Genomic DNA, 23,409 nt, shown 5'->3' with positions numbered 1-23,409 from the left:
TTCACTAATCGTTCAAAATCAACCTGTGACCATACAGACAACAGCGCATATCTATGTTACTATACATTATGAATGAATAAATTTTAATTCATTCATAATCGAAGAGACGAATAAAAACTACTATTTTGTATCCTAATCTGGAGGGACAATCATGAAGAAGGTTATCGCAATCATCGGCAATCAGCAAAAGAACAACACGTACAGAGCGGTCTGCGAATTTGAGGCTCAACTCCGAACCTATGGGGAGGTAGAGGTTGAGTATATTTTTCTGAAGGATTACAGGCTTGAATTCTGCCGTGGATGCAAAGTGTGCTTCAATAAAGGTGAAGAATATTGTCCGCTCAAAGATGACCGGGATGTGCTGATCGAGAAGCTGGAGAGTGCGGACGGTGTGATTATGGCGACTCCCAATTATGCGTTCCATGTCTCGGCAGCGATGAAGAATCTATTGGACCGGCTGGCGTATGTGTTCCATCGGCCGCAGTTCTTCGGCAAGACCTATACGTCGATCGTCAATCAGGGGATTCACGGCGGGAATGCGATTGTCAAATATCTTAGCAGCATGGGAGAGAATCTGGGTTTCCAGGTTACCACAGGGTGTGTGCTTAGTACGATGGAGCCAGTGACCACAGTAGCCGCGCAGAAAAATGCAGTGAGAATCCGCAAGTCTGCGGCCCGCTTCTACAAAGGACTCATGTGTCCGGCGCCGCCGACACCCACATTGTTCCGCTTGCTGATGTTCCGGCTGTCCCGGACCAGTATTCAGCATATGCTGGATGAGCGGTCGAAGGATTACCGGCATTACCAGGCTAACGGCTGGTTTGAAGCGGCGTATTATTATCCGGTCTCGCTGGGTCCTGTCAAGAGCTTGGCCGGACATCTGTTCGACAGGATCGGTAAAAGAATGGCTAAACGCGCTTAATAATGAATGAACACAAATATATTCATTCACGCCGGGGAGGGTTAAGAGGAGGGTCAACATGAAAAAGAAGTGGAAACGCAACCTGCTGCTGCTGTGCCTAACCGCGATTCTCGTGGGACTAATCGGTTCAGGCGCGGCCTTGCTCTATACAGAGAAAGAGCGCAGGGAAGCGCGGAATGTAGAGATTGATCAAGTGAACTTCAACACGCTGCATGCGGGTGAGTATACAGGTGAATATGCTGGCGGAATGTATAAATGGAGGGCAAATAAGGTTCTGGTTACTGTCACGGCGCACAAAGTGACAGCGATCCAGCTCCTGGACCATGCGGAGAATCAGCCTGCGGCGTCCGCAGATGAATTGTTCGGCAAAGTGATCCAAGCTCAATCGCTTCAGGTAGACAGCATCAGCGGTGCCACGCTTACAAGCAAAGCCTACCTCAAGGCTATTGAGAATGCGCTTCACAAGGGCGTTGAAAAGTAACAATTATTTTGCAATACTAGCTATACCATTACGAGATCCTTATACGAAAAAGAACTCAAAGGAGCAATCCATATGCATACCAACTCATTATCCGCCATCGCGGCGGGATACCGCCATTCCGTTCTGCTGCTGCCGGACGGATCAATGCGGGCTTGCGGCGAAAATACATACGGGCAATGCGAGGTAAGCAGCTGGCGTCATATTGTTGCAGTTGCAGCGGGCAATGCTCATACAGGGAATTCGCATACAGTAGGGCTAAGGCCGGACGGAACGGTGATCGCGGCCGGCTGGAATAAGCATGATCAATGCAACGTGGGCGATTGGCACGATATCGTTGCGGTTGCGGCAGGCTGGCGGCGTACGGTCGGGCTGAAGGCAGACGGAACGGTGGTTGCGGCGGGAAGAAACAACGAAGGTCAATGTGAGGTCAATGGCTGGGCGGATATCGTTGCGGTTACAGCAGGAGACTGGCACACAGTTGGACTCAAGGCCGATGGTACGGCTATTACGGCGGGGAACAACCGCTATGGGCAGCGGAATGTGAATGGCTGGCAGGAGCTGACGATGATATCAGCGGGTTATCTTCATACGACCGGACTCAGAGCAGACGGTACAGTAGTAGCTGCAGGGCTGAACAAGCGCGGACAAGGTGAAGTAGGCAGCTGGCGCAAGATTAAGGCCATCGCGGCAGGCAGTCATCATACGATAGGCCTACAATCGGATGGTACGGTGACGGCTACAGGCTGGAATGATTACGGGCAATGCGAGGTGAGCGGCTGGACGGATATTGTTACTATTGCGGCAGGCTGCACTCACACGCTCGGTCTTCAGAAGGATGGCACAGTGGTTGCGGCGGGGAGTAATGCATATGGGCAATGTGATGTTAAAAATAGCTATGAACGCTGCCTAAAACAGGGATCATAGCTATTCATGAACAATTGCAGGAAATTAGCCGTTCAACAATTCCGACTTTTTACGGTCAAATTCCTCTTGAGTGATCACGCCCATATCCAGCAGCTGTTTGAATTTCAGGAGTTCATCAGCCACACTGAAGTTCTCTTTGCCCGCAGCAGATGAGGTTACCGGCTCTTGCTTCGAGTCAAAGCCCAAATCAAAGAATTCTCCTTCAATTACGTTAATCTCTTCATCTTCTGCCGAACGCTTCACTTTTTCGTAATCCAGCTCGAACTGTGCCTCAGAGTAGTCGTTGCTGGCAGCCGACAAGGCTTCACGCAGACGATTGCCCATCGGTTTCATCGAGAAATAAGTCATTCCGCCAGAGAGGAGTCCGCCCAGAACGGGTACGAATTTTGATGCGCCTTGGGCGAAGGTTTTTTTCGTGATTTTGATTCCGACGTAAGCGGAGATTTTCTTGAGAATCGGGTAGTACAAGGTCTGGGTCAAAGCTTTCTGCGGAAGCTTCTTCAATAGCTGCTGAGAGATCTTCGCGGTCAACATCTTCAGCATGGAAGCTGAACCAGCCACTCCAAACATAACGCCCAGATACAAAGTCAGCTCCCGGGTAACTTGCTCTGAATCTGCAGAATCTTCCTCCCACAGGTCCGTGCGGCCATACAGATAAGCCAGCTCTTGAGACAATCGCAGCACTACGCCAAAAAACTGCAGGGTATCTGCCGGAATAGTCGCTGCCATGGCTAATCCGCCTGGAAGTCCAACGGCTGTCGAGGCTGCTGTACTCAGAAGGGTCCGTTTCTCAATTAACGTTTTCGCCATTTTATCAATCACAGCCAGGCTAATTCCGGCTTCAAGCGGCCCTTCGTCCAGTATAGTGTGCATATTCCCATAAGTATCATATTTGGCAAACTGCTGGGCGAGGAATTCACGACGGTCTACCCGCACTCCTGGAATCTTGATTGCATTCGCCAGAATTACTTCCATTGTACCTTGGGTGCTGTGTTGTTCGTTTGTCATCTCAGGGTCTCCTTAGAATCGTATGTAAAAATTATGCTCTGAGTTTATATTCGGGAAGCATGCGGTTTTCCCCTCTATTGACTTACACTAATCTTAATACAATCTTAATGCCACAGCCGAATCCATAATACTATGCTGATTATGCACATGCTATACTAACGCTACAGTGTACAATTTCTGGTCTATAGATGGGCTTAGAGGAAAGGAAACCTTCAGATGACAGGGGAAAATGCAGCAAAGAAGCGGCGCGGAAGGCTGAGGATATTCTTCGGTTATGTACCGGGAGCAGGGAAGACCCGGGCGATGCTGGAGGCTGCCCATGCGGAGCAGAAGAACGGTCAACAGGTGCTGGCGGGCTACATTGAAGCTCATGACAGAGCAGATATAGCGGAGCTTATTAACGGACTGGAGCTGTTGCCGCCGCTGGACATTCCTGTAAACGGGACCACCCGGCGGGAATTCGATCTGGACCAGGCGATCCGCAAGAGGCCGGACCTGATTCTGCTGGATGAACTGGCACACATCAATGCTCCGGGTGTACGCCACAAGCGGCGGGTTCAGGATGTGGAGGAGCTGCTCCGCGCAGGAATAGATGTCTATACTACGGTTAGTATAGAACAGCTGGAAAGTATGACCGATGTTGTAGCATCCATGACTGGAATGCCTGAGCCCGCGCGTATACCCGACAGTGTCTTCGAACGTGCGGACCAGGTCGAGTTCATCGATATCAGTCCGGACATTTGGCTGGAGCGTCTGTATGAGGGGAGAATCTTTTCCACGGAGCAGCTCCGGCAAGAGGCAGGTGAACTGTACACTCCCCAGAAGCTGGACGATTTGCGTGAAATGGCTCTAAGGTACAGGGCGGATCAATTCAAACGTTTTGAGGGCAGGTTAGGGGAACGGGCAGTGGAAACCAGCTTGTATAGCAGGGAGCATATCCTGGTCTGTCTGTCGTCGGCATTATCCAACAAGAAGGTCATCCGCACAGCGGCGAGAATGGCCGAAGCTCTGCAGGGGGAATTCACTGCACTCTACGTGGAGACCTCTCGAACGAAAGAGTTAACGGCGAGGAACAAGTCTGAGCTGCGGGAAAATCTGAGGCTGGCCGAACAGCTTGATGCGCAGGTTGCCACTGTGTACGGGGAGGATGTGCCGGGACAGATCGTCGAATATGCCAAAACCAGCCGGGTCTCCAAAATCATCCTGGGCCGGTCGCAGAATCGCAGCCGCTGGTCAGTTGGTTCGAATTTCGTAGACAAACTGACGGCTGCGGCTCCGAATATCGACATCTACATCATCCCGGATCAAGAGTCTGCCTTGCAATCCAAAATTCCGCAATATGCCAGACCTCCGCTTCTCACCCTGGCTGATACGGGCAAAACCCTGGGGATTCTGCTGGTCTGCACGATCATCGGGTTATGGTTCAAGGTTCTCGGCTTCAGTGAAGCGAACATTATCACTGTCTATATTCTGGGTGTTCTGCTTGATGCGATGGTTACAAAAGGACGGCTGTACAGCGCGGTGACGTCGATTTTGAGCGTGCTGGTCTTTAACTATTTTTTCACCGAGCCTTATTTCTCGCTTCAGGCTTATGATTCGGGGTATCCGGTGACCTTCCTCGTCATGCTGGCCGCCTCGTTTATCACCAGTACGTTAACGCTGCGGGTGAAGGAGCAGGCCAGAGAATCGGCGCAAAAAGCCTACCGCACCGAGGTGCTCCTCGAGACCAGCCGGAAGCTCCAGCAGGCCAAAGACACGCCCGCCATCCTGAGCGAGACCGCGCTGCAAATGCTCAAGCTGTTGGACCGGAGCATCATCATCTATGAGGTTGTGGGCGATGGGCTCTCGGAGCCGCTGCTGTATAACAAGGATGGAAGTACGATGGACGCTCAAAAGGATACGCTGGAAGCGGAACGCGAGGTAGCGGAATGGGCGCTGCGGAACAATAAACGGGCCGGAGCGTCTACCGATACCTTCTCGGCAGCCCATTGTCTGTATCATGCGGTGCGAAGCGGCGATACGGTGTTTGCGGTGGCAGGAATTGTGATGCAGCAGGAAGAGCCGCTGGAGGTATTCGAGTCAAGTCTGATGATTGCTATGCTAGGTGAATGCGCCCTCGCGCTGGAGAAAGACAAGCTGAACGAGCTGCAAAAGGAAAGCTCTCTGCAAATCCGGCAGGAGCAGCTGCGCGCCAATCTGCTGCGCGGCATCTCGCATGATCTGCGTACGCCGCTTACGAGTATTTCCGGTAACGCGGGCATCCTGATCGGCAACTCGGCGGTGCTGAGCGAGGAGCAGAAGCAGGAGCTTTACAGCGATATCTATGACGATTCGATCTGGCTGATCAATCTGGTGGAGAATCTGCTGTCGATTACCCGGATTGATAATGGGGCGCTTCATTTGAATTTTCAGGCGGAGCTGCTGGAGGAAGTGATCGCGGAAGCGCTGCTGCATGTGAACCGCAACAAGGAGGATCATGTGATCCGGGTGGTGCTCGAAGAGGAGCTGCTGATGGCCCGGATGGATTCACGGCTGATCATTCAGGTGATCATCAACCTGGTGGATAATGCAATTAAGTATAGCGGGTCTGGTTCACATATTACCCTTTCCGCCAGACAGGAGAAGGGGCTTGTTGTGGTCGAGGTCGCTGACGACGGACCGGGAATATCCCCGGAAGCGAAGGCCAAAGTGTTCGAGATGTTCTATACGGCGGACAATGTGCGGGGAGATGGCAGGCGCGGTCTGGGTCTGGGCCTTGCGCTCTGCAAATCAATTATTCATGCCCATGGCGGGCATATTGAAGTACAAGATCATGCACCGCAGGGAACGGTCTTCCGCTTCACCCTGCTGGCAGAGGAGGTGAATGTCCATGAATAAACCCATGATTCTGGTTGTCGAAGATGACAAGCCGATCCGCAAGCTGATTACCACAACTCTGGAGACTCAGGGCTATAAATATCATACCGCAGAGACGGGGGAGGCATCCATCCTTGAGGCGGTATCCAGTCAGCCGGATCTGATGATCCTGGACCTCGGTCTGCCTGATATGGACGGTGTGGATATTATCCGGAAGATCCGGGCGTGGTCGAACCTTCCGATCATCGTGGTCAGTGCCCGCAGCGAGGACCGCGACAAGATCGAAGCGCTGGATGCCGGAGCCGATGATTATCTGACCAAGCCCTTTAGCGTGGAGGAGCTGCTCGCCCGGCTGCGGGTCAGTCTGCGGCGAATCCGGGGGGACAGCGAGAAGCTGATGAAGGATTCGGCCCTTTTTGCGAACGGAAATCTGCGGATTGACTATGCTGCGGGCTGTGTCTGGCTGGAGGGTGATGAGATCCACCTGACACCGATTGAGTATAAGCTGCTGTGTCTGCTGGCGAAGAATGTCGGCAAGGTCCTGACCCATAATTATATCCTGCATGAAATCTGGGGCAGTCCTACGTACGACATTCCGGCGCTCCGAGTATTCATGGCTACGCTCCGCAAGAAGATTGAGCGCAGCCCTTCCCAGCCCAAGGTGATCCAGACCCATATAGGTGTGGGCTACCGGATGCTGCAGGCGGGAGACGACAGCCGAGTGATTTAAACCGGCTTACGGAAACCGCATAGCGCGTTTCATTGTGTTCCTAACCATGCCTGATCAGGCATGGTTTTTTGCCGTACTAGCTGATGATGCGAGAGCGGCTGGAGCAGCGTTCCGGCGGTATTTTAACGTAATCTTAATCTGCTGAACCAAACCCTAATCCTGAACTAATGGCGGGAGTGGTACGCTGAATTCTGAAGTTAACCTACTGGAGAGAAGGCTTGGAGATGGATGTGTGGGTGAGAAATATTGGATGGGTGACGGTGCTGACTGCGCTGCTGGTGCTGATCAAGCGGCATTATGACCGGATCTATCTGCTGCAAGACTGTACCTATGAGAATAGCGGGGTGTACGCTGCTGCATATCAGTTTGCCTGCGGGGCTTCGGCCCGTGAGGTCAGTGAGCTGCTTGTGACCAGCTTCGAGTTCGACCGTCAGGAGACGGAAGTGATCCTTGCCTGGGCGCTCCCGCACCGGATGGAGGCGGATGGGGGTTATGGTGCTTTTATCGGGGCAGTCAACAGGGTGCTCGGTGAAGAGATTTATCATCCTTCCTGATGTCTTAATGCAATCTTAATGCGCCTGAAGAAACCCTTACCCTGAACTAATGGGAGAAATGATACGCTAGACCGGAAGTTACAAGAGAGAGATTACCATAAGGTGAGGAGTGGCAAAGACGATGATGGATGTGTATATGACGGCAATGCTGGCAGCAATATTCACCGTGTTCTATGCGTTTGTACAATGGTGCAGCCGTGTGACCGATGAGCAAGGGGGGACGGAGTAATGGCGGTTGTTCTCGCAGCTACTGCGCTGCTGTTTCTTTATTTGGGCTATGCTTTGATTCATCCCGAGAAATTTTAACTACTAAGGAGGGCCATCCGTGGGGATTGTGCAGATTGTAGTCGTCATCTTAATACTCGTACTGCTGGTGAAGCCGGTGGGCACTTATCTATATCATGTATTCTCGAATGAACCGAACAAGACAGACCGGGTGTTCGGCGCAGCGGAGAAAGGAATTTTTCGTCTAATCGGGCTGAAGCAGCGGGGCGGGATGTCCTGGAAGAAATATGCGCTCAGCTTCATCGTAACGAACATTGTACTGGTGGTATTCAGTTATCTCTTTCTGCGGCTGCAAAAGGGGCTTCCGCTCAACCCGGGCGGGATTGGCAATATGGAGCAGACCCTTACCTTCAACACGGTGATCAGCTTCATCACCAATACGAATCTGCAGCATTACAGCGGGGAGAGCGGCGTGTCCTACTTCTCACAGATGGCGGTCATGACGATGCTGATGTTCACCTCGGCGGCCAGCGGCTTCTCGGTCGCGGTTGCTTTTGTCAGAGGGATTACAGGCCGCCGCTCGGTGGGGAACTTCTTCGAGGACTTCGTCAAAGCGCATATCCGGATATTCATTCCGCTGGCACTGCTTGTAACAATGGCGCTTGTAGCGCTTCATGTGCCACAGACACTGAAACCTGCGCTGGAAGTCACTACGCTCGAAGGGCAGACCCAGCAGATTGCTATCGGTCCGGTGGCCTCCCTGGAGTCCATTAAGCACATCGGCACGAACGGCGGGGGCTTTTTCGGAGCCAACTCTGCGCATCCTTTTGAGAATCCGGGTCCGCTGAGCAATGTGCTCGAGATCCTCTCCATGTGGCTGCTGCCCGCATCTCTGCCGTATATGTACGGGAAGTTCGCCGGGAATAAGCGGCAGGGCTGGATGATTTTTGGCGCGATGATGACGCTGTTCGTGGTATTGCTCGGAGTGAATTACGCTGCGGAAAGTGCGGGCAACCCGGCGATTAACGCTATGGGGATAGATGCTTCACAGGGCAGTATGGAGGGAAAAGAGGTACGGTTCGGCATCGCACAGTCGGCGCTGTTCACCACCGTTACAACGGCCGCCACTACCGGCAGTGTAAACAATATGCATGATACGCTGACGCCGCTCGGCAGTATTACCCCGCTGACCCTCATGATGCTGAATAACGTGTTCGGCGGCAAAGGGGTAGGGCTGATCAATATGCTCATGTATGCGATCCTCGGTGTGTTCCTGTGCGGGCTGATGGTGGGCCGGACGCCGGAGTTCCTGGGCCGCAAGATTGAAGCGCGGGAGATGAAGCTGATCGCCATCGCGATTCTGATTCACCCGCTGATTATACTGGTGCCGACGGCGGCTGCTTTTTTGACAGAGCTCGGTAAAGGCAGTATCAGTAACCCCGGCTTCCACGGAATGACCCAGGTGCTGTATGAATACGTATCGTCTGCGGCCAATAACGGCTCGGGCTTCGAAGGGCTGGCGGATAATACCTCCTTCTGGAATATCACCACCGGGGTGGTCATGCTGCTGGGCCGGTATGTCTCGATGATCGCTATGCTGGCGGTTGCCGGTTCCCTGCTGCGCAAGAAGCCGGTGCCGGAGACGATTGGAACCTTCCGCACAGACAACGGCTTATTCACTGGCATCCTGATCGGTACGGTGCTGATTATCGGCGCGCTGACCTTCCTGCCGGTGATTGTCCTTGGTCCGGTTGCAGAATATTTGACTTTACGGTAGGGAGAGGGAGAGAAGAGAATGAGTACTGTACACAGAAAGAAGCTGCTGACGGGTCCCATCCTGCTAAGTGCTGCCAAGGATAGTCTGGTGAAGCTGAACCCGGTGACGTTAATGAAGAATCCGGTCATGTTCGTCGTGGAGGTTGGGACGGTTATCGTCTTGCTTATGGTGCTGGCGCCCGGGTATTTCCATGCGGAGCATGCGGTAGGCTTCAATATAACCGTGTTCTTCATCCTGCTGTTTACCGTGCTGTTCGCTAACTTCGCAGAAGCGCTGGCGGAGGGCCGGGGCAAGGCACAAGCCGATTCGCTCAAAAAAACCAAACAGGACATCACCGCCAATAAACTGGCGGGATCAGGGGTCAAGCAGGTGCCGGCCTCTGAGCTGCGCAAAGGCGATATCGTAGTCGTCAGCCAGGGCGAACTGATTCCCGGCGACGGGGAAGTGACCGAGGGACTGGCTTCCGTGGACGAATCGGCTATTACCGGGGAGTCGGCTCCGGTCATTAAGGAAGCCGGCGGCGACTTCGGCTCCGTGACCGGCGGTACCCGGGTAGTCAGCGACCAGATCAAGGTGCGGATCACCAGTGATCCGGGAGAATCGTTCCTGGACCGGATGATCTCGCTGGTCGAAGGGGCGAAGCGCCAGAAGACACCGAATGAGATTGCTCTGAACACGCTGCTGATCAGCCTTACGATTATTTTCCTGATTGTCGTAGTCACCTTGCGTCCCATCGCGGATTATATTGGCGTGAAGCTGGAGATTCCGGTCATGATCGCACTGCTCGTCTGCCTGATTCCGACCACCATCGGCGGGCTGCTGTCGGCCATTGGGATTGCGGGAATGGACCGGGTGACGCAGTTCAACGTCCTGGCGATGTCCGGGAAGGCGGTGGAAGCCGCCGGGGATATCAACACGATGATACTGGATAAGACGGGGACGATTACCTTCGGCAACCGGATGGCCAGTGAGTTCGTTGCAGTAGGCGAAGCGTCAGTAGCCGAGCTTGCGGCCTGGGCGGCGGTCAGCTCGCTGAAGGATGAGACGCCCGAAGGGCGCTCTGTCCTGGAGCTGGCGAAGAAGCTGGAGCTTCAGGTTGATACCAGCCTCGCGGACGGCGGGGAGTTCATTGAGTTCAAGGCGGAGAGCCGGATGAGCGGGATGGATCTGCGGGACGGGCGCTCAGTGCGCAAGGGAGCGGTCGATTCCGTGAAGAAGTGGGTGCTGTCCCGGGGCGGTGCCGTGCCGTCCGATCTGGACACCAACTCGGATGCCATTGCACGGCTGGGCGGCACTCCGCTTGCGGTTGCCGTTGACAACCGGATCTACGGACTGATCTATCTGAAGGATACAGTTAAGCCCGGGATGAAGGAGCGTTTCGACGAGCTGCGCAGCATGGGAATCAAGACGATCATGTGTACGGGGGATAACCCGCTAACCGCCGCCACCATTGCCCGTGAAGCCGGGGTCGATGATTTTATAGCTGAGAGTACTCCGGAGGATAAAATTGCGGTGATCCGCCGGGAGCAGAACGAGGGCAAGCTGGTCGCTATGACCGGGGATGGAACGAACGACGCTCCCGCGCTGGCTCAGGCCGATGTGGGGCTGGCGATGAACAGCGGGACAACTGCTGCCAAGGAAGCGGCCAATATGGTCGATCTGGATTCTGATCCGTCCAAGATCATCGAGGTTGTAGCCATCGGGAAGCAGCTCCTAATGACACGCGGGGCGCTGACCACGTTCAGCATTGCTAACGATATTGCCAAATATTTTGCGATCATTCCGGCGATGTTCACACTCGCTATTCCTGAGATGGAAGCCCTGAACATCATGGGGCTGGGTTCCCCAAGCTCGGCGATTATCTCGGCGCTGATCTTCAACGCCATCATCATCCCGCTGCTGATTCCGCTCGCGATGCGCGGGGTCTCCTATAAGCCGATGAGCTCCTCCAGACTGCTGACGCGCAACATTGTCATCTATGGTCTGGGCGGAGTGGCAGTTCCATTCGCCGGGATCAAGCTGATTGATATGCTCGTCAGTATATGGATCTAGAAGAAGTCCGGCAGACAATTGATTATACAAGGAGGGCGTAATCATCATGGCACAATCTAATCATGACACAGACGGAGAGCAGAACTCCGCTTCACCAGCAGCTTTTGTCTTCACTACAGTGAGGTTAAGCATCGTATTCATTATTCTCTGCGGAATGATCTATCCGCTGGCTTCCACCGCGCTTGCCCAGGTGCTGATGCCTGCCCAAGCGAACGGCAGCCTGCTGAAGGATACAGCCGGGAAGGTCGTCGGTTCTGCGCTGATCGGGCAGAGCTTCACGAACCAGGCTCTGTTCCAAAGCCGTGTGTCGAGTATCGGGTACAAGGCCGAAGCTTCGGGCTCGAATAACTATGGCCCATCGAATCCCGATATGCTGCAGCGGACCAAGGATTCCATTGCCCAGTGGAAGCTGGATAATCCCGGCGTCCCTGTAAGTCAGCTCCCTGTGGATCTGATTACGAATTCCGGCTCGGGTCTTGATCCGCATATTTCACCGGCTGCGGCACTCGTGCAGGTTCCCCGGATCAGCAAGCTGACCGGCATTCCGGCAGATACCCTTGAAGCGCTGGTGAAGGAACATACCGAAGGGCGCGATCTGGGGCTTTTCGGAGAGAAACGGGTGAATGTGCTGAAGCTGAATCTGGCGCTGACAGAGATGGCGAAATAAGCTGGAGCGGACCGTCCCCCATATGTAAGCTATGTTGCAGTTCCTTAGCTTTTAGCAGTAAGTTTTATTTTGGGAGAAAGGAATATTTAGATGCAAGCAAGCCCGGAGCATCACGAGGACACTGCCGGGCTTCCCACAGTCTTTTTGAGGATATGCGCTAGCGGATTTTTTTCCAGGTCAAGCCGTTTTCCGAAACCATAATTCTGCTATCATAGCCATAGCCGATAAACCATCGGCCCGCCTGAATGACATACATGTCATTAGGTACGGTTTTGCCGAGGTCCGTCATCGTCCATTTCACCCGGTCTGCCGAAATTCCCACTTTGCTGTAAACCACACCAGGGCTGTACCAGTACCGAACAAAGGCATAGTATGTGTTGCCCTTCTTATAAATCGGGCTTCGGCCAAACGGATTCACGACAGCGGAAGGAGCCTTCTGAATGGCAAACGTAATCCCGTTCTTGGAGGTATATGTATTTCTCTCATCATACAAGGTGATGACGCCATCCGGCGTATACCCTTCCAACTTGAAATTGTAGCTCGTTTGGGGAACGTCATTCACACTAAACTTGTAGCTGAGATCCTTTTTGACTGTTCCCGATTGCTGGGTCCAGCTTGTCAAATGGGTCGACGTATACAGTACAAGCTCCGCATAGCGATTGTCACTGGCATCCGTCAGGAACTGGTTGCGGGACAACGTCATGGGTTGTCTTGATAAGAACTCATACTCCCCGCAGTAGGCAGAGTAAATGTTGCCGTTCCAGGTCAAGTAGTGCACTTCGACGGGCAACAGGCCGGCTTCCTTCCAATTCACACCATTAGAGGACGTATATATGGGACTGATATCATCCGCTTGGCTGCCGGTCAGCACATATTGCCCATTTAAAAACTGAACATTGCGGATGGTTGTCGCTTTCCCGTTGCTTGATTCTAGGGTGAAGGGAGTCCATTTGTCGCCATCCGCAGACGTGTAGTTGACAATCGTGGAATGGTAAGAATTCACATGATAGACGGATAAGAAGTACCGTCCTTTGACATAAAAGACGTTGTTTATGTCACTGGAAGGCAGTTTTCGGGAGATCCACTTGTTCCCGTTGTTGTGTGTGATATTCAGGTAGGGCGAGTTGGATACGGCGATGATAGTACCTTGTCCATCCGCTGCGATGGTGGAAACTTTATCGCCCGTTGCCCTGTCAAAGGCTAGCGGAAACTCCAGTTCCTTGGCGGCTGCTTCTGGAGAGGGGCTCGTTCCCTCTGCGAATGCAGCAGGGGCCAGCGACGCCAGTAAACAAAGTACAAAAATACTGAAAAGCCACTTTTTCAAATTGCTCATGATTTTCCTCCTATGGTGGGTTAGGCGTACAGAAGAAAATTATAGCATATATGGAGGATGTGCGGAGATTATTGAAAGAAGGTGAATCCGTGGCGCCCTATAAACGAAAGTCTCCCGAGGAGATTCTATATTCTATCTATCAGCTCCAGCGGGGGCGGCTGAAGATCATCATCGGCTCGGTCAGCGGCTCCGGCAAAACCTATCATATGCTGGAGGAAGGCAAGCTGCTGAAGCATCAGGGGATCGATGTCGTGATCAGTGCGGTCTCCACTATGGGCCGGGCGGAGACGGTTCAGCAGCTTGGCGATCTGGAGCGTGTGCCCAGTATTCACTGGCTGAAGGACGGCAAAGAGGAGAAGGATCTGCCGCTGGAGGCTCTGGTGGAGCGCAACCCTGAGGTGCTGCTGGTCGATGGTCTGGCCCACCGTAACCGTGCGGAGGCCCGCTTCCCGACCAGGCTTGCGGACATCCGTTATCTGATGGATCAGGGCATCAGCGTAATCACTACTATTAATGTCTATGAGCTGGCCGGTGTGGGGGAGCAAATCTATGAAATGACCGGCATCCGTGCGGAGTGCACCGTGCCGCTGAATACACTGGAACTCGCCGATGAGGTACGGCTGATCGATGTGTCCCCGGAGACCATTCTCAAGCGGCTGGAAGAGGGAGTGCTTGGAGAGGGCGCGCATCCGGCACTATCCCTCAGGGGCAACCTTGGCGTACTCCGTGAGGTGTCGCTGCGGCTGATGGCGGAAGGGGTCAATGATTCCCTGGAAAAGCACCGCGAGGCGGAGGGACTGATCGGCCCATCAGGCGCGACAGAGCGTATTCTGGTATCCGCGCAGTATCACTGGAATGGTTCCCTCTATATTAGAAGAGGACAGCAGATTGCCAAACGGCTGAACGGAGACCTGCTAATCGTTACCTTCCTCCTGCGCGGCCATCCGCTGACCAAGGATCAGCAGGTATTCAAGCGCTCCATCCGCAAGCTGACTGAACGGATTCAGGCCCGGTTCGAGGAGCTGGAGCTGCTGCGTCTGCGGATGCTGCCTACCATGCTTGTGCGCTATGCCATTCAGAACAATGTCACCCGAATTGTGATGGGGCATTCGCAGAAAAGCCGCTGGCAGGAGAAGTGGCAGGGCTCCATTGCCAGCCGTGTCCTGCGGCGGACGCGTAATATTGATGTGTTCCTGATGGCTGACCGTGCCGAGCAGGAAGGAGAACGGGTGCTGCCGGTCCGTCCCGCCGTGAAGATGGCGGCAGAACCGTTCCACCGGCTGACCGGCCGGGAGCTGGAGCGGCGGATTGAGGACATCCGCCGGGGCACCTTCAAGGTATATATCGGCGCAGCCCCCGGCGTGGGCAAAACCTACAAGATGCTCCAGGAAGGCAATCTGCTGCTGGGCAGAGGCATCGATGTGGTCATCGGGCTGCTGGAGACCCATGGGAGAGAGGAAACCGGCAAGCAGGTGGGCGGATTAACGATGATTCCGAGAGCGCGGATTGCCTACCAGTCCACCGAGCTTACGGAGATGGACACAGCGGCCATTATCGCCCGCCGTCCCGAGGTGGTGCTGGTGGATGAGCTGGCACACACCAATGTTCCGGGAAGCCAGACCCGGAAGCGTTACGAGGATGTCATCCAACTGCTGGAGAACGGGATCTCTGTTATTACCACGGTTAATGTGCAGCATCTGGAGAGCCTGAACGATGCGGTGGAGCAGTTAACCGGTGTGCGTGTGCGTGAGACAGTGCCGGATGCCATCCTGCGGATGGCGAGTGAGGTGGAGCTGATTGATGTCACTCCGCAGATGCTGCAGCAGCGGATGCGGGAAGGGAAGATCTACGCGCAGGAGAAGGTTAATCAGGCGCTGGAGTCTTTTTTCAAAATCGGCAATCTGATCGCCCTGCGTGAGCTGGCCCTGCGCGAGATTGCCGATGATGTGGATGAGCGGCTGGAGGCTTGGGAACGGGAGCCAGCCTTGCGCGGACCTTGGAGCAGACGGGAGGTCATCTTCGTCTGTGTAGACACAGGACCGCAGGCTGAACGGCTGGTCCGCCGCGGCTTCCGCATTGCACACCGCCTGAAGGCGGAGTGGCATGTACACTACGTACACTGTGCCCGCATGAAGACGGCGGAGGAGCAGAAGCGGCTGGATACGCTGAAGGCTCTGACCGAACGGCTGGGCGGGGTAATGGACATCACGGAGGCGGGAAGCCGCAAGCATCTCTATAAGCATCTGCTCCAGCGGATGAATGACATGCAGACTACGCAGGTAATCATCGGCCAGTCCCGCAGACCCTTCCTGCGCAGCTTGTTCAGAGTGAGCTTTGTTCAATATCTGCTGCGGCATGCCCGGCATATGGATATGCTGATCGTGGCCGTTCATACGCAGATGATGGAATGAACCTGTCTGCATGCAGCCCTGCGGCCCTGTGCGGCTAATGTACAATTTACCCGGGTTTGTTCAGTAATTGACATCCACGGCACCATTGGCAATTGCGCTAGTAGAGTCCCCGCTGCTAATCTAATGAACAGATGTTCATTTTAATACAAGTGTTTGAAGCGGAGAGGGGATTCGAGATGCGAATATTAGTGATCGGTGCAGGGGTAATAGGCAGTTATTTGGCACATGTGCTGGTACAGGGCGGGAATGAGGTCACCATGCTGGCCAGAACGAAGCGGGCGGGCCAATTGAAGAAGGACGGACTGGTCCTCCGGCATTATTTTCAGCGCAAAACGACTGTGGATCAGGTGAAGGTTATATCCGAACTGAGGAGGGACGATGTCTATGATCTGATCTTCGTAGTGATGAAATACAATGACTTCCCTGCGGTGCTGCCGGCGCTGGCGGATAACGGAAGTAAGAATATTGTGCTTGTCGGCAATAACGGGGATACCCGCGGGATGCAGCAGTTCTTCAACGAGAATAGCCGGATTCCGCAGAATATTGCGTTTGGCTTCCAGATTAACGGGGGGACCCGTGAGGAAGACGGGCGTGTCATCGTTGTAAGCGGTGGCGGCAAAATGGTGCTGGGCAGTCTGGAGGGTGACATTCCGTTCAAGACGGAGCTTGCGGAGGCCTTCCGGCAGACGAAGTATAAGCTGGATTATTCGCAGGATATTAACGCCTGGCTCCTGAGTCACATTGTTTCAATTCTCCCGGTTATGTCGGTCATTTATCTCTATGATTTTGATCTGGCAAAAGCAAGCAAAGACTCCGCCCGCTGGAAACAGGCAGTTGCCCTAATGGATGAAGGGTTCCGCGTGCTCTCCGCGCTGGGCTTACCCGTTAATCCCGCGTCCCTGGTTAAAGGGGCGAAGAAGCACCCGGCACTGCTCGCCCAAGGGTTGAGATTGTTACAAAAGCTGCCCTTCATGAAACTGATCGATGGCTCATTCAGCGAGATTGCCGCGCTCTATCAAGCCTTTGAACCTCTGATGCAGCTAGCCCGTCTGTCTACACCGGCGTGGGATGATTTCAAGCAGCAGACGATGAGGAAATATGCGCTGGAGCAGGCTTAGGATGAACGGATGCACGGAGTACAGATGAACATGTGAACAGATCAACTCCTCCAAAAGAACAGCTCAGGAATCTCCGCTAAGGCGGAGTTTGCTGGGCTGTTTTTGCCCAGGAGCCAATTCACTTTCAGCATAAAAATCATTAACACCATATACATAATGTTCCAATCTACTTATAAAGTCTTGTAATTCACCGTGTTAAAGAGATATGCTTATTACCATGTGGATACAAATACAACCGAAGGAGTGGACCAACTATGACTATCATCGATACTATTCAAACTAGAAGAACGATCAAAGCCTTCCGGCCAGACCCGATTAAAGAGGAGGAGCTGAATACTTGGCTGGAGGCTGCCAGCTATGCTCCGAACCACCGGATGAATGAGCCGTGGGGGCTGCTGTTCATTGGGCCGCAGACCCGGGCAGCGCTGAACCATAAGACTGATTTCGGCGGTGCTCCGTTATTGATTGGAGTCTTATCCAAGTCTGCTGCTACGACAATAGAGCGTGAAGAGAACATCATGGCTGTGTCCTGCTATATCCAGAATTTCATGCTGGCCGCCCATGAGGCAGGTGCAGGTGTGTTCTGGTCTTCACTCGGCGGTACGGCCAAGGGCCGTGAGGTGCTTGGCGTTCCTGAAGAGCAGGATGTTATTGCAGTGCTTGCCGTAGGGTATCCCTCGGAAGTGCCTGCTGCCAAGCAGAGAACACCAATGACTGACAAAATCACATATTTGCCCTAAACGGACGAACGGATGCAACGACTGATGAGATGAAGGTGAAGTGAATGTGGAAGCTCAGGGGCTTCATGAAGCCGTACGCCTTCTGGAGCGTGCTTGCCCCGCTGTTAATGGTAGTTGAAGTAGTGATGGACCTGCTGCAGCCTGCACTTATGGCCAGCATTGTGGATAAAGGCCTGATGAAGAATGATTTATCGCATATCCTTTCAACAGGCGGAATAATGATTGCAATCGCTGTCATCGGGATGACCGGCGGTGTGGGCTGTGCAGTATGTGCAAGCATTGCCTCACAGAATTTCGGCAATGATCTGCGGCTCAAGTTGTTTGAGCATATCCAGACCTTCTCGAACCGCAATCTGGACCGGCTGAAGACCGGCTCGCTGATCACCCGGCTGACGAACGATGTGCTGCAGCTCCAGACCTTCGTGCAGATGATTCTGCGGAGCTTCGTGCGCTCACCGCTGCTGCTGATCGGCAGTCTCGTCATGGCGGTCCGGATCAGCCCGTCCCTGGCGATGATCCTGCTGGCTGCGGTGCCGCTGCTGTTCATCCTGCTGTTTGTGCTGATCCGGCTTTCTTTTCCGTTATTTGCCCGGATGCAGGAGAAGCTGGATGGGGTTAGCAATGTGCTGCAGGAGAATCTCACCGGCATTCGTGTAATCAAAGCCTTCGTCCGTGGAGACCATGAGCAGAAGCGCTTCGATACCGCCAATACCGGCTATACCGATACCGGAATCCGGGCGATCCGCCTGATGGCGCTGAATATGCCGCTTATGATGCTGATTCTGAATGCCAGCATTATTGCCGTGCTCTGGTTCGGGGGCCTACAGAACTGGAACGGGGCGCTCCCCCTGGGTGAACTGATTGCCTTCATTAACTATGTTACCCAACTGCTCATGTCGATGATGATGCTGAGCACGATGCTTGCCTTCGTATCACGGGCCAAGGTGTCGGGGGACCGTGTGAATGAAGTGTTCGCCGCCACAAGTGAAATTACCGAAGCGCCTGCGGCGGATCAAGCAGCCATTACACTCGGGCGGATTCAATTCAGCAAGGTATCCTTCGCCTATAACCGCGGGGATGAGAATCTTGTGCTGGAGGATATCAGCTTTGCAGCCAGCCCCGGAGAGACGATCGCTATTCTGGGGGCTACCGGTGCGGGGAAGTCTACCCTGGTTAGTCTGATTCCAAGATTCTATGAGGTCTTGTCCGGTGCCGTTCTGATCGACGGAACAGACATCCGGGAGATTAGCCTAGAGCATCTGCGGAGCCGGATCGGCTTCGTAATGCAGCAGTCCCTGCTGTTCAGCGGCAGTATCAGGGATAATATCCGTTACGGACGGCCGGAAGCAACAGATGAAGAAGTGGAGCAGGCGGCTGTGGCCGCAGAAGCACATGGATTCATTACAGCTATGCCGCAAGGCTACGACACGCAGCTCGGACAACGCGGGGTGAACCTGTCAGGCGGACAAAAGCAGCGTCTGTCCATTGCACGCGCGTTGTTAATTAAGCCGGCCATTCTTATCATGGATGACAGCACCAGCGCTCTGGATGCGGTTACCGAAGCAAGCATCCGCCTGTTGCTGAAGACGGAGCTTCAGAATTGCACTGTCGTTATGATTGCCCAGCGGGTGTCTTCTATTATAGATGCTGACCGGATCTTGATTCTGGAGAACGGGCGGATCGCCGCGCAGGGTACGCATACCGAGCTGATGGCAGACAGCGAGATCTACCGGGACATCCGTCACTCCCAGTTGAAGGAAGAGGAGGAGCCTTATGTCCAATCCACGTAAAAGGGAGCAGGCTCCCGGCGGACCTGGAGTGTTAGGCGGCGGGCCTCCCGGCCGTGTTGGCGCAATACCCAAGGTACGTCCGAAGAATAGCAAGGCAACGATCCTCCGCATCTGGTCTTATCTGAACCGTCAGCGGACAGGGCTGATTATGGTCTATGTGTTCACAATTCTGAATGCTGTTCTTGCCCTGATCGGACCCTACCTGCTAGGAAAAGCCATTGATACCGCGATCCTCCCGCAGGATTACAGTCTGCTCGTCCGGTTCTGTCTTCTTCTGGGCGGCATTTATCTGCTGGGCAGCGCCGTCTCTTGGGTTCAGGCTTACGTGATGACCTCCGTCTCCCAACGTACGGTGTACGAGTTGCGGCGGGACCTGTTCGCCAAATACCAGGAGCTGCCGGTCAGCTTCTTCGATACCCATGCTAATGGTGAGCTGATGAGCCGTGCAACCAATGACATCGACAATGTCGCAAACTCGCTGAATCAGAGTGTAACCCAGCTGCTGAACAGTCTGATTACACTTAGCGGCTCTCTGGTTATTATGCTGATGCTGAATGTTCCGCTGACGGGAGTTGCTATGGTAACCATTCCGCTGGTCGTGCTGGCGAGCCGCCGGATTACCGGCTTAAGCCGGATCTACTTCAAGGATCAGCAGCAGCATCTGGGTGAGCTGAACGGCTTCATTGAAGAAACAGTCAGCGGCCAAAAGGTGATCAAGCAATACCGCCGAGAACAAGCGGAGGTCACCAGATTCCGCGGAATAAGCGGTGAGCTTAACAAAGCGAGCATTAAGGCACAGATCGTATCCGGTCTGGTAGGACCGGTAATGAACCTGATTAACAATCTGAACTTTGCACTGATTGCCGGAATTGGCGGCTGGATGGCTTATCGTGAGCTGCTTACCGTGGGGGTCATCGTCAGTATGCTGAATTATGCCAAGCAGTTCGGCCGCCCCATCTCCGACCTTGCGAACCAGTATAACCTGATCCAATCGGCAATCGCCGGTGCGGAGCGTGTATTTGAAGTGATGGATATGTCCTCCGAGTACAGCGGGGAGCAGCCTCAGGAGCTGGAGCGGATACGCGGGGAAGTTATTTTCCGGGATGTAGTGTTCGGCTATAAGCCGGGCGAGCCTATTCTGAACGGTGTAAGCTTCACTGCGCAGCCAGGTGAGACGATCGCCCTGGTCGGGCCGACCGGAGCGGGGAAGACGACCATTGTCAACTTGCTGACGCGCTTCTATGAAGTGAGCGGCGGTGAGGTGCTGATCGACGACAGGGATATCCGGGAGTTCAATAAAAACGGGCTGCGCCGCCAGCTCGGAATGGTGCTGCAGGACGCCCATGTTTTCTCGGGGACCATTCGCGAGAATATCCGGTTCGGCCGTCTGGAGGCCACGGACCGTGAAGTGGAAGAAGCGGCGAATCTCGCCAACGTCAGCGGCTTCATTGCGCGGATGCCGCAGGGCTATGACACGCTGCTGGGCACGGAGGGGACCACCTTGAGCCACGGCCAGCGCCAGCTGTTGACCATTGCCCGCGCCATCCTGGCCGATCCGGCCATCCTCATTCTGGATGAGGCAACGAGCAGCGTGGATACCCGGACAGAGATGCATATCCAGCAGGCCATGCGGACACTGATGAAGGGCCGCACCAGCTTCGTGATCGCCCATAGGCTCAGCACCATTCAGGATGCTGACCGGATTCTGGTCATCCAGGGCGGCCAGATCGCCGAGCAGGGAAGCCACAGCCAGCTCCTTGCGCTGCAAGGGATATATTCCGAGCTGTATAACAGCCAGTTCAAGCAGGCTTTTGAAGCCGGGTAATCAAGGCGGCGAATGCCGAGTATTGTATCCTAATGTTATTATTACAGGAAAACAGCGATCCTCCTTTTATAAGAGAATTGCTGTTTTTCGTTTTTTGCTTCAGCCGCTATTGAAGTTGTGACCGTTCAAGGTATCGCTTTCTTTCGAATGTTCATATTATTGGTTACAAAGTGCAACAATGCACCTTATCCAGCTCCGCACAGATGGAATTCCTGCACTAATGAGACAATTTCATAATTCAGTTTACTGAAAAGCAAGACTGGGCCAAAGTCTAAGGTCATGTTTTTAAAAAATCAGGCGACTTGCTGGGAGTTTTTCACCTGCTGGTTCAACTTGTCTAACGCAAATTTACTCAAATTGTACGCTAATGTACTGAGCTGGAAATCAACACTTGCCCGGACACCGCGGTGACGCGTTCGTTTCATGCCGAAATACTCTTTGAGATAGGCAAACACACGCTCCACCGCCGTACGCTTGTTGTACAGCGTGGTAAAACTTTCGCTACCTCTTGCGGGATAGGTGTGTAAACGCAAATCCGTTTGTATGCGAATTTTAAACACTTTTTGGCAATCGGTACCGGAGAGCGCACAGCCTTTGCATTCGCTAGGCCGGGTGTACTTCAGGGTCTCATACTTGGCATCAAAACTGTCGTAACGGTACGCATGTCCTTGAGCGCACACCGGCGTGTACTCCAGATTCATTCCTGCAGGCGGGTCTTTGTGGTGAATCAGGGAAATCGCAGGATAGGCGCCGAGCGAATGAATCAACTGGTAGATCGCCGCGCAGTCGTAGCCTTTGTCGCCCAAGATATGCTTGACCTTTAGCCCCGGAAACTTCAGGAGCAGGCCTTTGAGAAGGACGACCGCCATCCGCTGGTCATTCGGATTGGCCGAACTAAAGAGGCCACTGAGGATATACTGGCTGTCCGTGTCGACCAGCAGATTCGCCTTGAACCCGTAATAGCTGGTCATTCGCCCCTTCGTATTTTTCTTGTCACAACGCGCAGCATGCCGGGGCAACGCGGTCAGCAGTTCATTGTACGTGTAAGGCAACATCGCTTCAATGGTTTTCTGGAACGGTCCGAGACTTTGTTCATAGGCTTCCATTTCCTCGCGCCGACGTTCCTTTTCGGCCTGGGATGGACGACCTGGCTTGCTGTACTTGGGTTTCTTCAGCGGCTCGTTCACCGCCTTCGGCTCAGGCTCGGGAGGTTCGAGCTGAAGTTGCTCGGCCACCGGAGCTTCGCCTTTCTTTTGCTCCCGACGAGCCGCACGACGCTTGGAAGCCGATTCGCTAAATTGGCAATCCCACGCCTCGACCATGGAGGAATCCACAGCAAGATGGGTGCCGCTCACAAAACCTTCTTCTAGGGCAGATGTGACTAGGCGATCCTGAAGTTGTTCCAGCATTCCCGTTTGCTCCAGCGCATGAATCAAACGGGAATAGGAAGCCTGGCTTGGAATGTTGTCCGAGCCCGTAAACCGGCACTGGACTCGAAATTCGTGGCTATGATTCAGTCGCCGGACCAAGGCAGAAATAAACTCAATGTTCTCCATTTTGGCAATCAGCAGCGAGTAGATCATGGCAGGTACGTTTAATTGCTCAGGCCGTCCGCGATGGTTCTTTTTCCCCAGTGCGGACAGAACTGGAGCTAAATGTAAGTGTTCAAAGATTTGGCTGTATTTATCTTCTGGACCCATCTGGAGCAATTCCTCAAAGGAAAACAGTTCTTCTTGTCGAATAGAATAGATAGGGATTACCTCTTTTCTTCTCGGGTGTTGGTTTCGTCGCCTATCACTTCGAGAATGTGGGGAGGTACTCCTTTTTCTGTGCTCAAAAAAGCCAGGTATAGCAAGGGTTTTGAATTATGAAATTGTCTCCTAATTACAACAATCTGCGCTCCTCAGCCGTGAACCTACCCGAATTCCTGCAATAAGTACAACAATGTGCATGATCTGAGCTCAAACGAACGGAGTTCCTGCAATAAGTACAACAT

18 protein-coding genes are annotated in these 23,409 nt (G+C 53.7%); 15 read left to right on the top strand and 3 right to left on the bottom strand.

All coding sequences use genetic code 11. The annotated features are described in order from the left end of the window. Positions 1–151: 151 nt before the first annotated feature. The 3 genes from MKX42_RS18140 (at position 152) to MKX42_RS18130 (ending at position 2,327) form a co-directional block, all read left to right on the top strand. Positions 152–922 carry a flavodoxin family protein gene (locus tag MKX42_RS18140; protein WP_340753724.1) on the top strand — a complete coding sequence of 257 codons (771 nt, stop codon included), beginning with the start codon at positions 152–154 and terminating at the stop codon, positions 920–922. Positions 923–980: 58 nt separating this feature from the next. Then, positions 981–1,403 (top strand): FMN-binding protein, encoded by a 423-nt coding sequence (locus tag MKX42_RS18135; protein ID WP_340753723.1) that lies wholly within the window; start codon positions 981–983, stop codon positions 1,401–1,403. A 72-nt stretch (positions 1,404–1,475) separates the two neighbouring features. Continuing rightward, entirely contained in the window at positions 1,476–2,327 is an 852-nt protein-coding gene (locus MKX42_RS18130) for an RCC1 domain-containing protein (RefSeq protein ID WP_340753722.1), read from the top strand. 24 nt (positions 2,328–2,351) lie between these two features. Here the strand turns inward: MKX42_RS18130 and MKX42_RS18125 are convergent, their stop codons facing one another. Beyond that, entirely contained in the window at positions 2,352–3,335 is a 984-nt protein-coding gene (locus tag MKX42_RS18125; protein WP_340753721.1) for an SHOCT domain-containing protein, read from the bottom strand. Between the two features lie 216 nt (positions 3,336–3,551). Here MKX42_RS18125 and MKX42_RS18120 point away from each other — a divergent pair, with 216 nt between their 5' ends. The 7 genes from MKX42_RS18120 to kdpC all read left to right on the top strand — a co-directional run bounded on the left by MKX42_RS18120 (position 3,552) and on the right by kdpC (position 12,196). Beyond that, positions 3,552–6,212, top strand: coding sequence for a sensor histidine kinase KdpD (locus MKX42_RS18120; RefSeq protein WP_340753720.1), 2,661 nt, complete (start codon positions 3,552–3,554; stop codon positions 6,210–6,212). Beyond that, positions 6,205–6,921, top strand: coding sequence for a response regulator transcription factor (locus MKX42_RS18115; protein WP_340753719.1), 717 nt, complete (start codon positions 6,205–6,207; stop codon positions 6,919–6,921). Before MKX42_RS18120 ends, MKX42_RS18115 begins: the two co-directional genes overlap by 8 nt. Positions 6,922–7,157: 236 nt before the next feature. Continuing rightward, positions 7,158–7,475 (top strand): hypothetical protein, encoded by a 318-nt coding sequence (locus MKX42_RS18110; RefSeq protein ID WP_340753718.1) that lies wholly within the window; start codon positions 7,158–7,160, stop codon positions 7,473–7,475. Between the two features lie 228 nt (positions 7,476–7,703). Next, on the top strand, positions 7,704–7,781 hold the full coding sequence (locus MKX42_RS33455) for a potassium-transporting ATPase subunit F (RefSeq protein WP_076154139.1): 78 nt from the start codon (positions 7,704–7,706) through the stop codon (positions 7,779–7,781). 19 nt (positions 7,782–7,800) lie between these two features. Further along, a complete protein-coding gene (gene kdpA / locus MKX42_RS18105) occupies positions 7,801–9,477 on the top strand; it encodes a potassium-transporting ATPase subunit KdpA (RefSeq protein ID WP_340753717.1) in 1,677 nt (558 codons plus the stop codon). A gap of 18 nt (positions 9,478–9,495) precedes the next feature. After that, positions 9,496–11,529, top strand: coding sequence for a potassium-transporting ATPase subunit KdpB (kdpB, locus tag MKX42_RS18100; protein WP_340753716.1), 2,034 nt, complete (start codon positions 9,496–9,498; stop codon positions 11,527–11,529). A gap of 46 nt (positions 11,530–11,575) precedes the next feature. Then, positions 11,576–12,196: a potassium-transporting ATPase subunit KdpC gene (kdpC, locus tag MKX42_RS18095; RefSeq protein ID WP_340753715.1), complete on the top strand. Its 621-nt coding sequence runs from the start codon at positions 11,576–11,578 to the stop codon at positions 12,194–12,196. A gap of 157 nt (positions 12,197–12,353) precedes the next feature. Here the strand turns inward: kdpC and MKX42_RS18090 are convergent, their stop codons facing one another. Continuing rightward, positions 12,354–13,529 carry a hypothetical protein gene (locus tag MKX42_RS18090; RefSeq protein WP_340753714.1) on the bottom strand — a complete coding sequence of 392 codons (1,176 nt, stop codon included), beginning with the start codon at positions 13,527–13,529 and terminating at the stop codon, positions 12,354–12,356. Positions 13,530–13,618: 89 nt separating this feature from the next. On the opposite strand from MKX42_RS18090, the gene MKX42_RS18085 reads away from it, so the two are divergent. The 5 genes from MKX42_RS18085 to MKX42_RS18065 all read left to right on the top strand — a co-directional run bounded on the left by MKX42_RS18085 (position 13,619) and on the right by MKX42_RS18065 (position 21,413). Further along, complete coding sequence (locus MKX42_RS18085) at positions 13,619–15,940, top strand: universal stress protein (RefSeq protein WP_340753713.1); 2,322 nt, start codon at positions 13,619–13,621, stop codon at positions 15,938–15,940. Positions 15,941–16,116: 176 nt separating this feature from the next. Then, positions 16,117–17,058, top strand: coding sequence for a ketopantoate reductase family protein (locus tag MKX42_RS18080; protein ID WP_340753712.1), 942 nt, complete (start codon positions 16,117–16,119; stop codon positions 17,056–17,058). 254 nt (positions 17,059–17,312) lie between these two features. After that, positions 17,313–17,798 (top strand): nitroreductase family protein, encoded by a 486-nt coding sequence (locus tag MKX42_RS18075; protein ID WP_340753711.1) that lies wholly within the window; start codon positions 17,313–17,315, stop codon positions 17,796–17,798. Between the two features lie 44 nt (positions 17,799–17,842). Continuing rightward, the gene (locus MKX42_RS18070) at positions 17,843–19,588 is read left to right on the top strand and encodes an ABC transporter ATP-binding protein (RefSeq protein WP_340753710.1); all 1,746 of its coding nucleotides are present in this window, start codon (positions 17,843–17,845) and stop codon (positions 19,586–19,588) included. Beyond that, the gene (locus MKX42_RS18065) at positions 19,572–21,413 is read left to right on the top strand and encodes an ABC transporter ATP-binding protein (RefSeq protein ID WP_340753709.1); all 1,842 of its coding nucleotides are present in this window, start codon (positions 19,572–19,574) and stop codon (positions 21,411–21,413) included. Before MKX42_RS18070 ends, MKX42_RS18065 begins: the two co-directional genes overlap by 17 nt. A 293-nt stretch (positions 21,414–21,706) precedes the next feature. Here the strand turns inward: MKX42_RS18065 and MKX42_RS18060 are convergent, their stop codons facing one another. Beyond that, entirely contained in the window at positions 21,707–23,113 is a 1,407-nt protein-coding gene (locus MKX42_RS18060; protein ID WP_340751616.1) for a transposase, read from the bottom strand. Between the last annotated feature and the right edge of the window lie 296 nt (positions 23,114–23,409).

It is taken from the genome of Paenibacillus sp. FSL R7-0204 (genome assembly GCF_038002225.1).
In the GTDB taxonomy this organism is placed as follows: domain Bacteria; phylum Bacillota; class Bacilli; order Paenibacillales; family Paenibacillaceae; genus Paenibacillus_AQ.
Note: the sequence above shows the minus strand (reverse complement) of the source record. Positions and strands in the feature narration are given on the sequence as shown.

Excerpts from the sequence above, each read along its gene's own strand:
- MKX42_RS18135 (WP_340753723.1), top strand. The coding sequence starts at position 981 with ATGAAAAAGAAGTGGAAACGCAACCTGCTGCTGCTGTGCCTAACCGCG.
- MKX42_RS33455 (WP_076154139.1), top strand. The coding sequence starts at position 7,704 with ATGGCGGTTGTTCTCGCAGCTACTGCGCTGCTGTTTCTTTATTTGGGC.
- MKX42_RS18125 (WP_340753721.1), bottom strand. The coding sequence starts at position 3,335 with ATGACAAACGAACAACACAGCACCCAAGGTACAATGGAAGTAATTCTG.
- MKX42_RS18090 (WP_340753714.1), bottom strand. The coding sequence starts at position 13,529 with ATGAGCAATTTGAAAAAGTGGCTTTTCAGTATTTTTGTACTTTGTTTA.
- MKX42_RS18130 (WP_340753722.1), top strand. The coding sequence starts at position 1,476 with ATGCATACCAACTCATTATCCGCCATCGCGGCGGGATACCGCCATTCC.
- MKX42_RS18080 (WP_340753712.1), top strand. The coding sequence starts at position 16,117 with ATGCGAATATTAGTGATCGGTGCAGGGGTAATAGGCAGTTATTTGGCA.
- MKX42_RS18115 (WP_340753719.1), top strand. The coding sequence starts at position 6,205 with ATGAATAAACCCATGATTCTGGTTGTCGAAGATGACAAGCCGATCCGC.
- MKX42_RS18060 (WP_340751616.1), bottom strand. The coding sequence starts at position 23,113 with ATGGGTCCAGAAGATAAATACAGCCAAATCTTTGAACACTTACATTTA.
- MKX42_RS18140 (WP_340753724.1), top strand. The coding sequence starts at position 152 with ATGAAGAAGGTTATCGCAATCATCGGCAATCAGCAAAAGAACAACACG.
- kdpC (WP_340753715.1), top strand. The coding sequence starts at position 11,576 with ATGGCACAATCTAATCATGACACAGACGGAGAGCAGAACTCCGCTTCA.
- MKX42_RS18065 (WP_340753709.1), top strand. The coding sequence starts at position 19,572 with ATGTCCAATCCACGTAAAAGGGAGCAGGCTCCCGGCGGACCTGGAGTG.
- MKX42_RS18070 (WP_340753710.1), top strand. The coding sequence starts at position 17,843 with ATGTGGAAGCTCAGGGGCTTCATGAAGCCGTACGCCTTCTGGAGCGTG.
- kdpB (WP_340753716.1), top strand. The coding sequence starts at position 9,496 with ATGAGTACTGTACACAGAAAGAAGCTGCTGACGGGTCCCATCCTGCTA.
- MKX42_RS18075 (WP_340753711.1), top strand. The coding sequence starts at position 17,313 with ATGACTATCATCGATACTATTCAAACTAGAAGAACGATCAAAGCCTTC.
- MKX42_RS18120 (WP_340753720.1), top strand. The coding sequence starts at position 3,552 with ATGACAGGGGAAAATGCAGCAAAGAAGCGGCGCGGAAGGCTGAGGATA.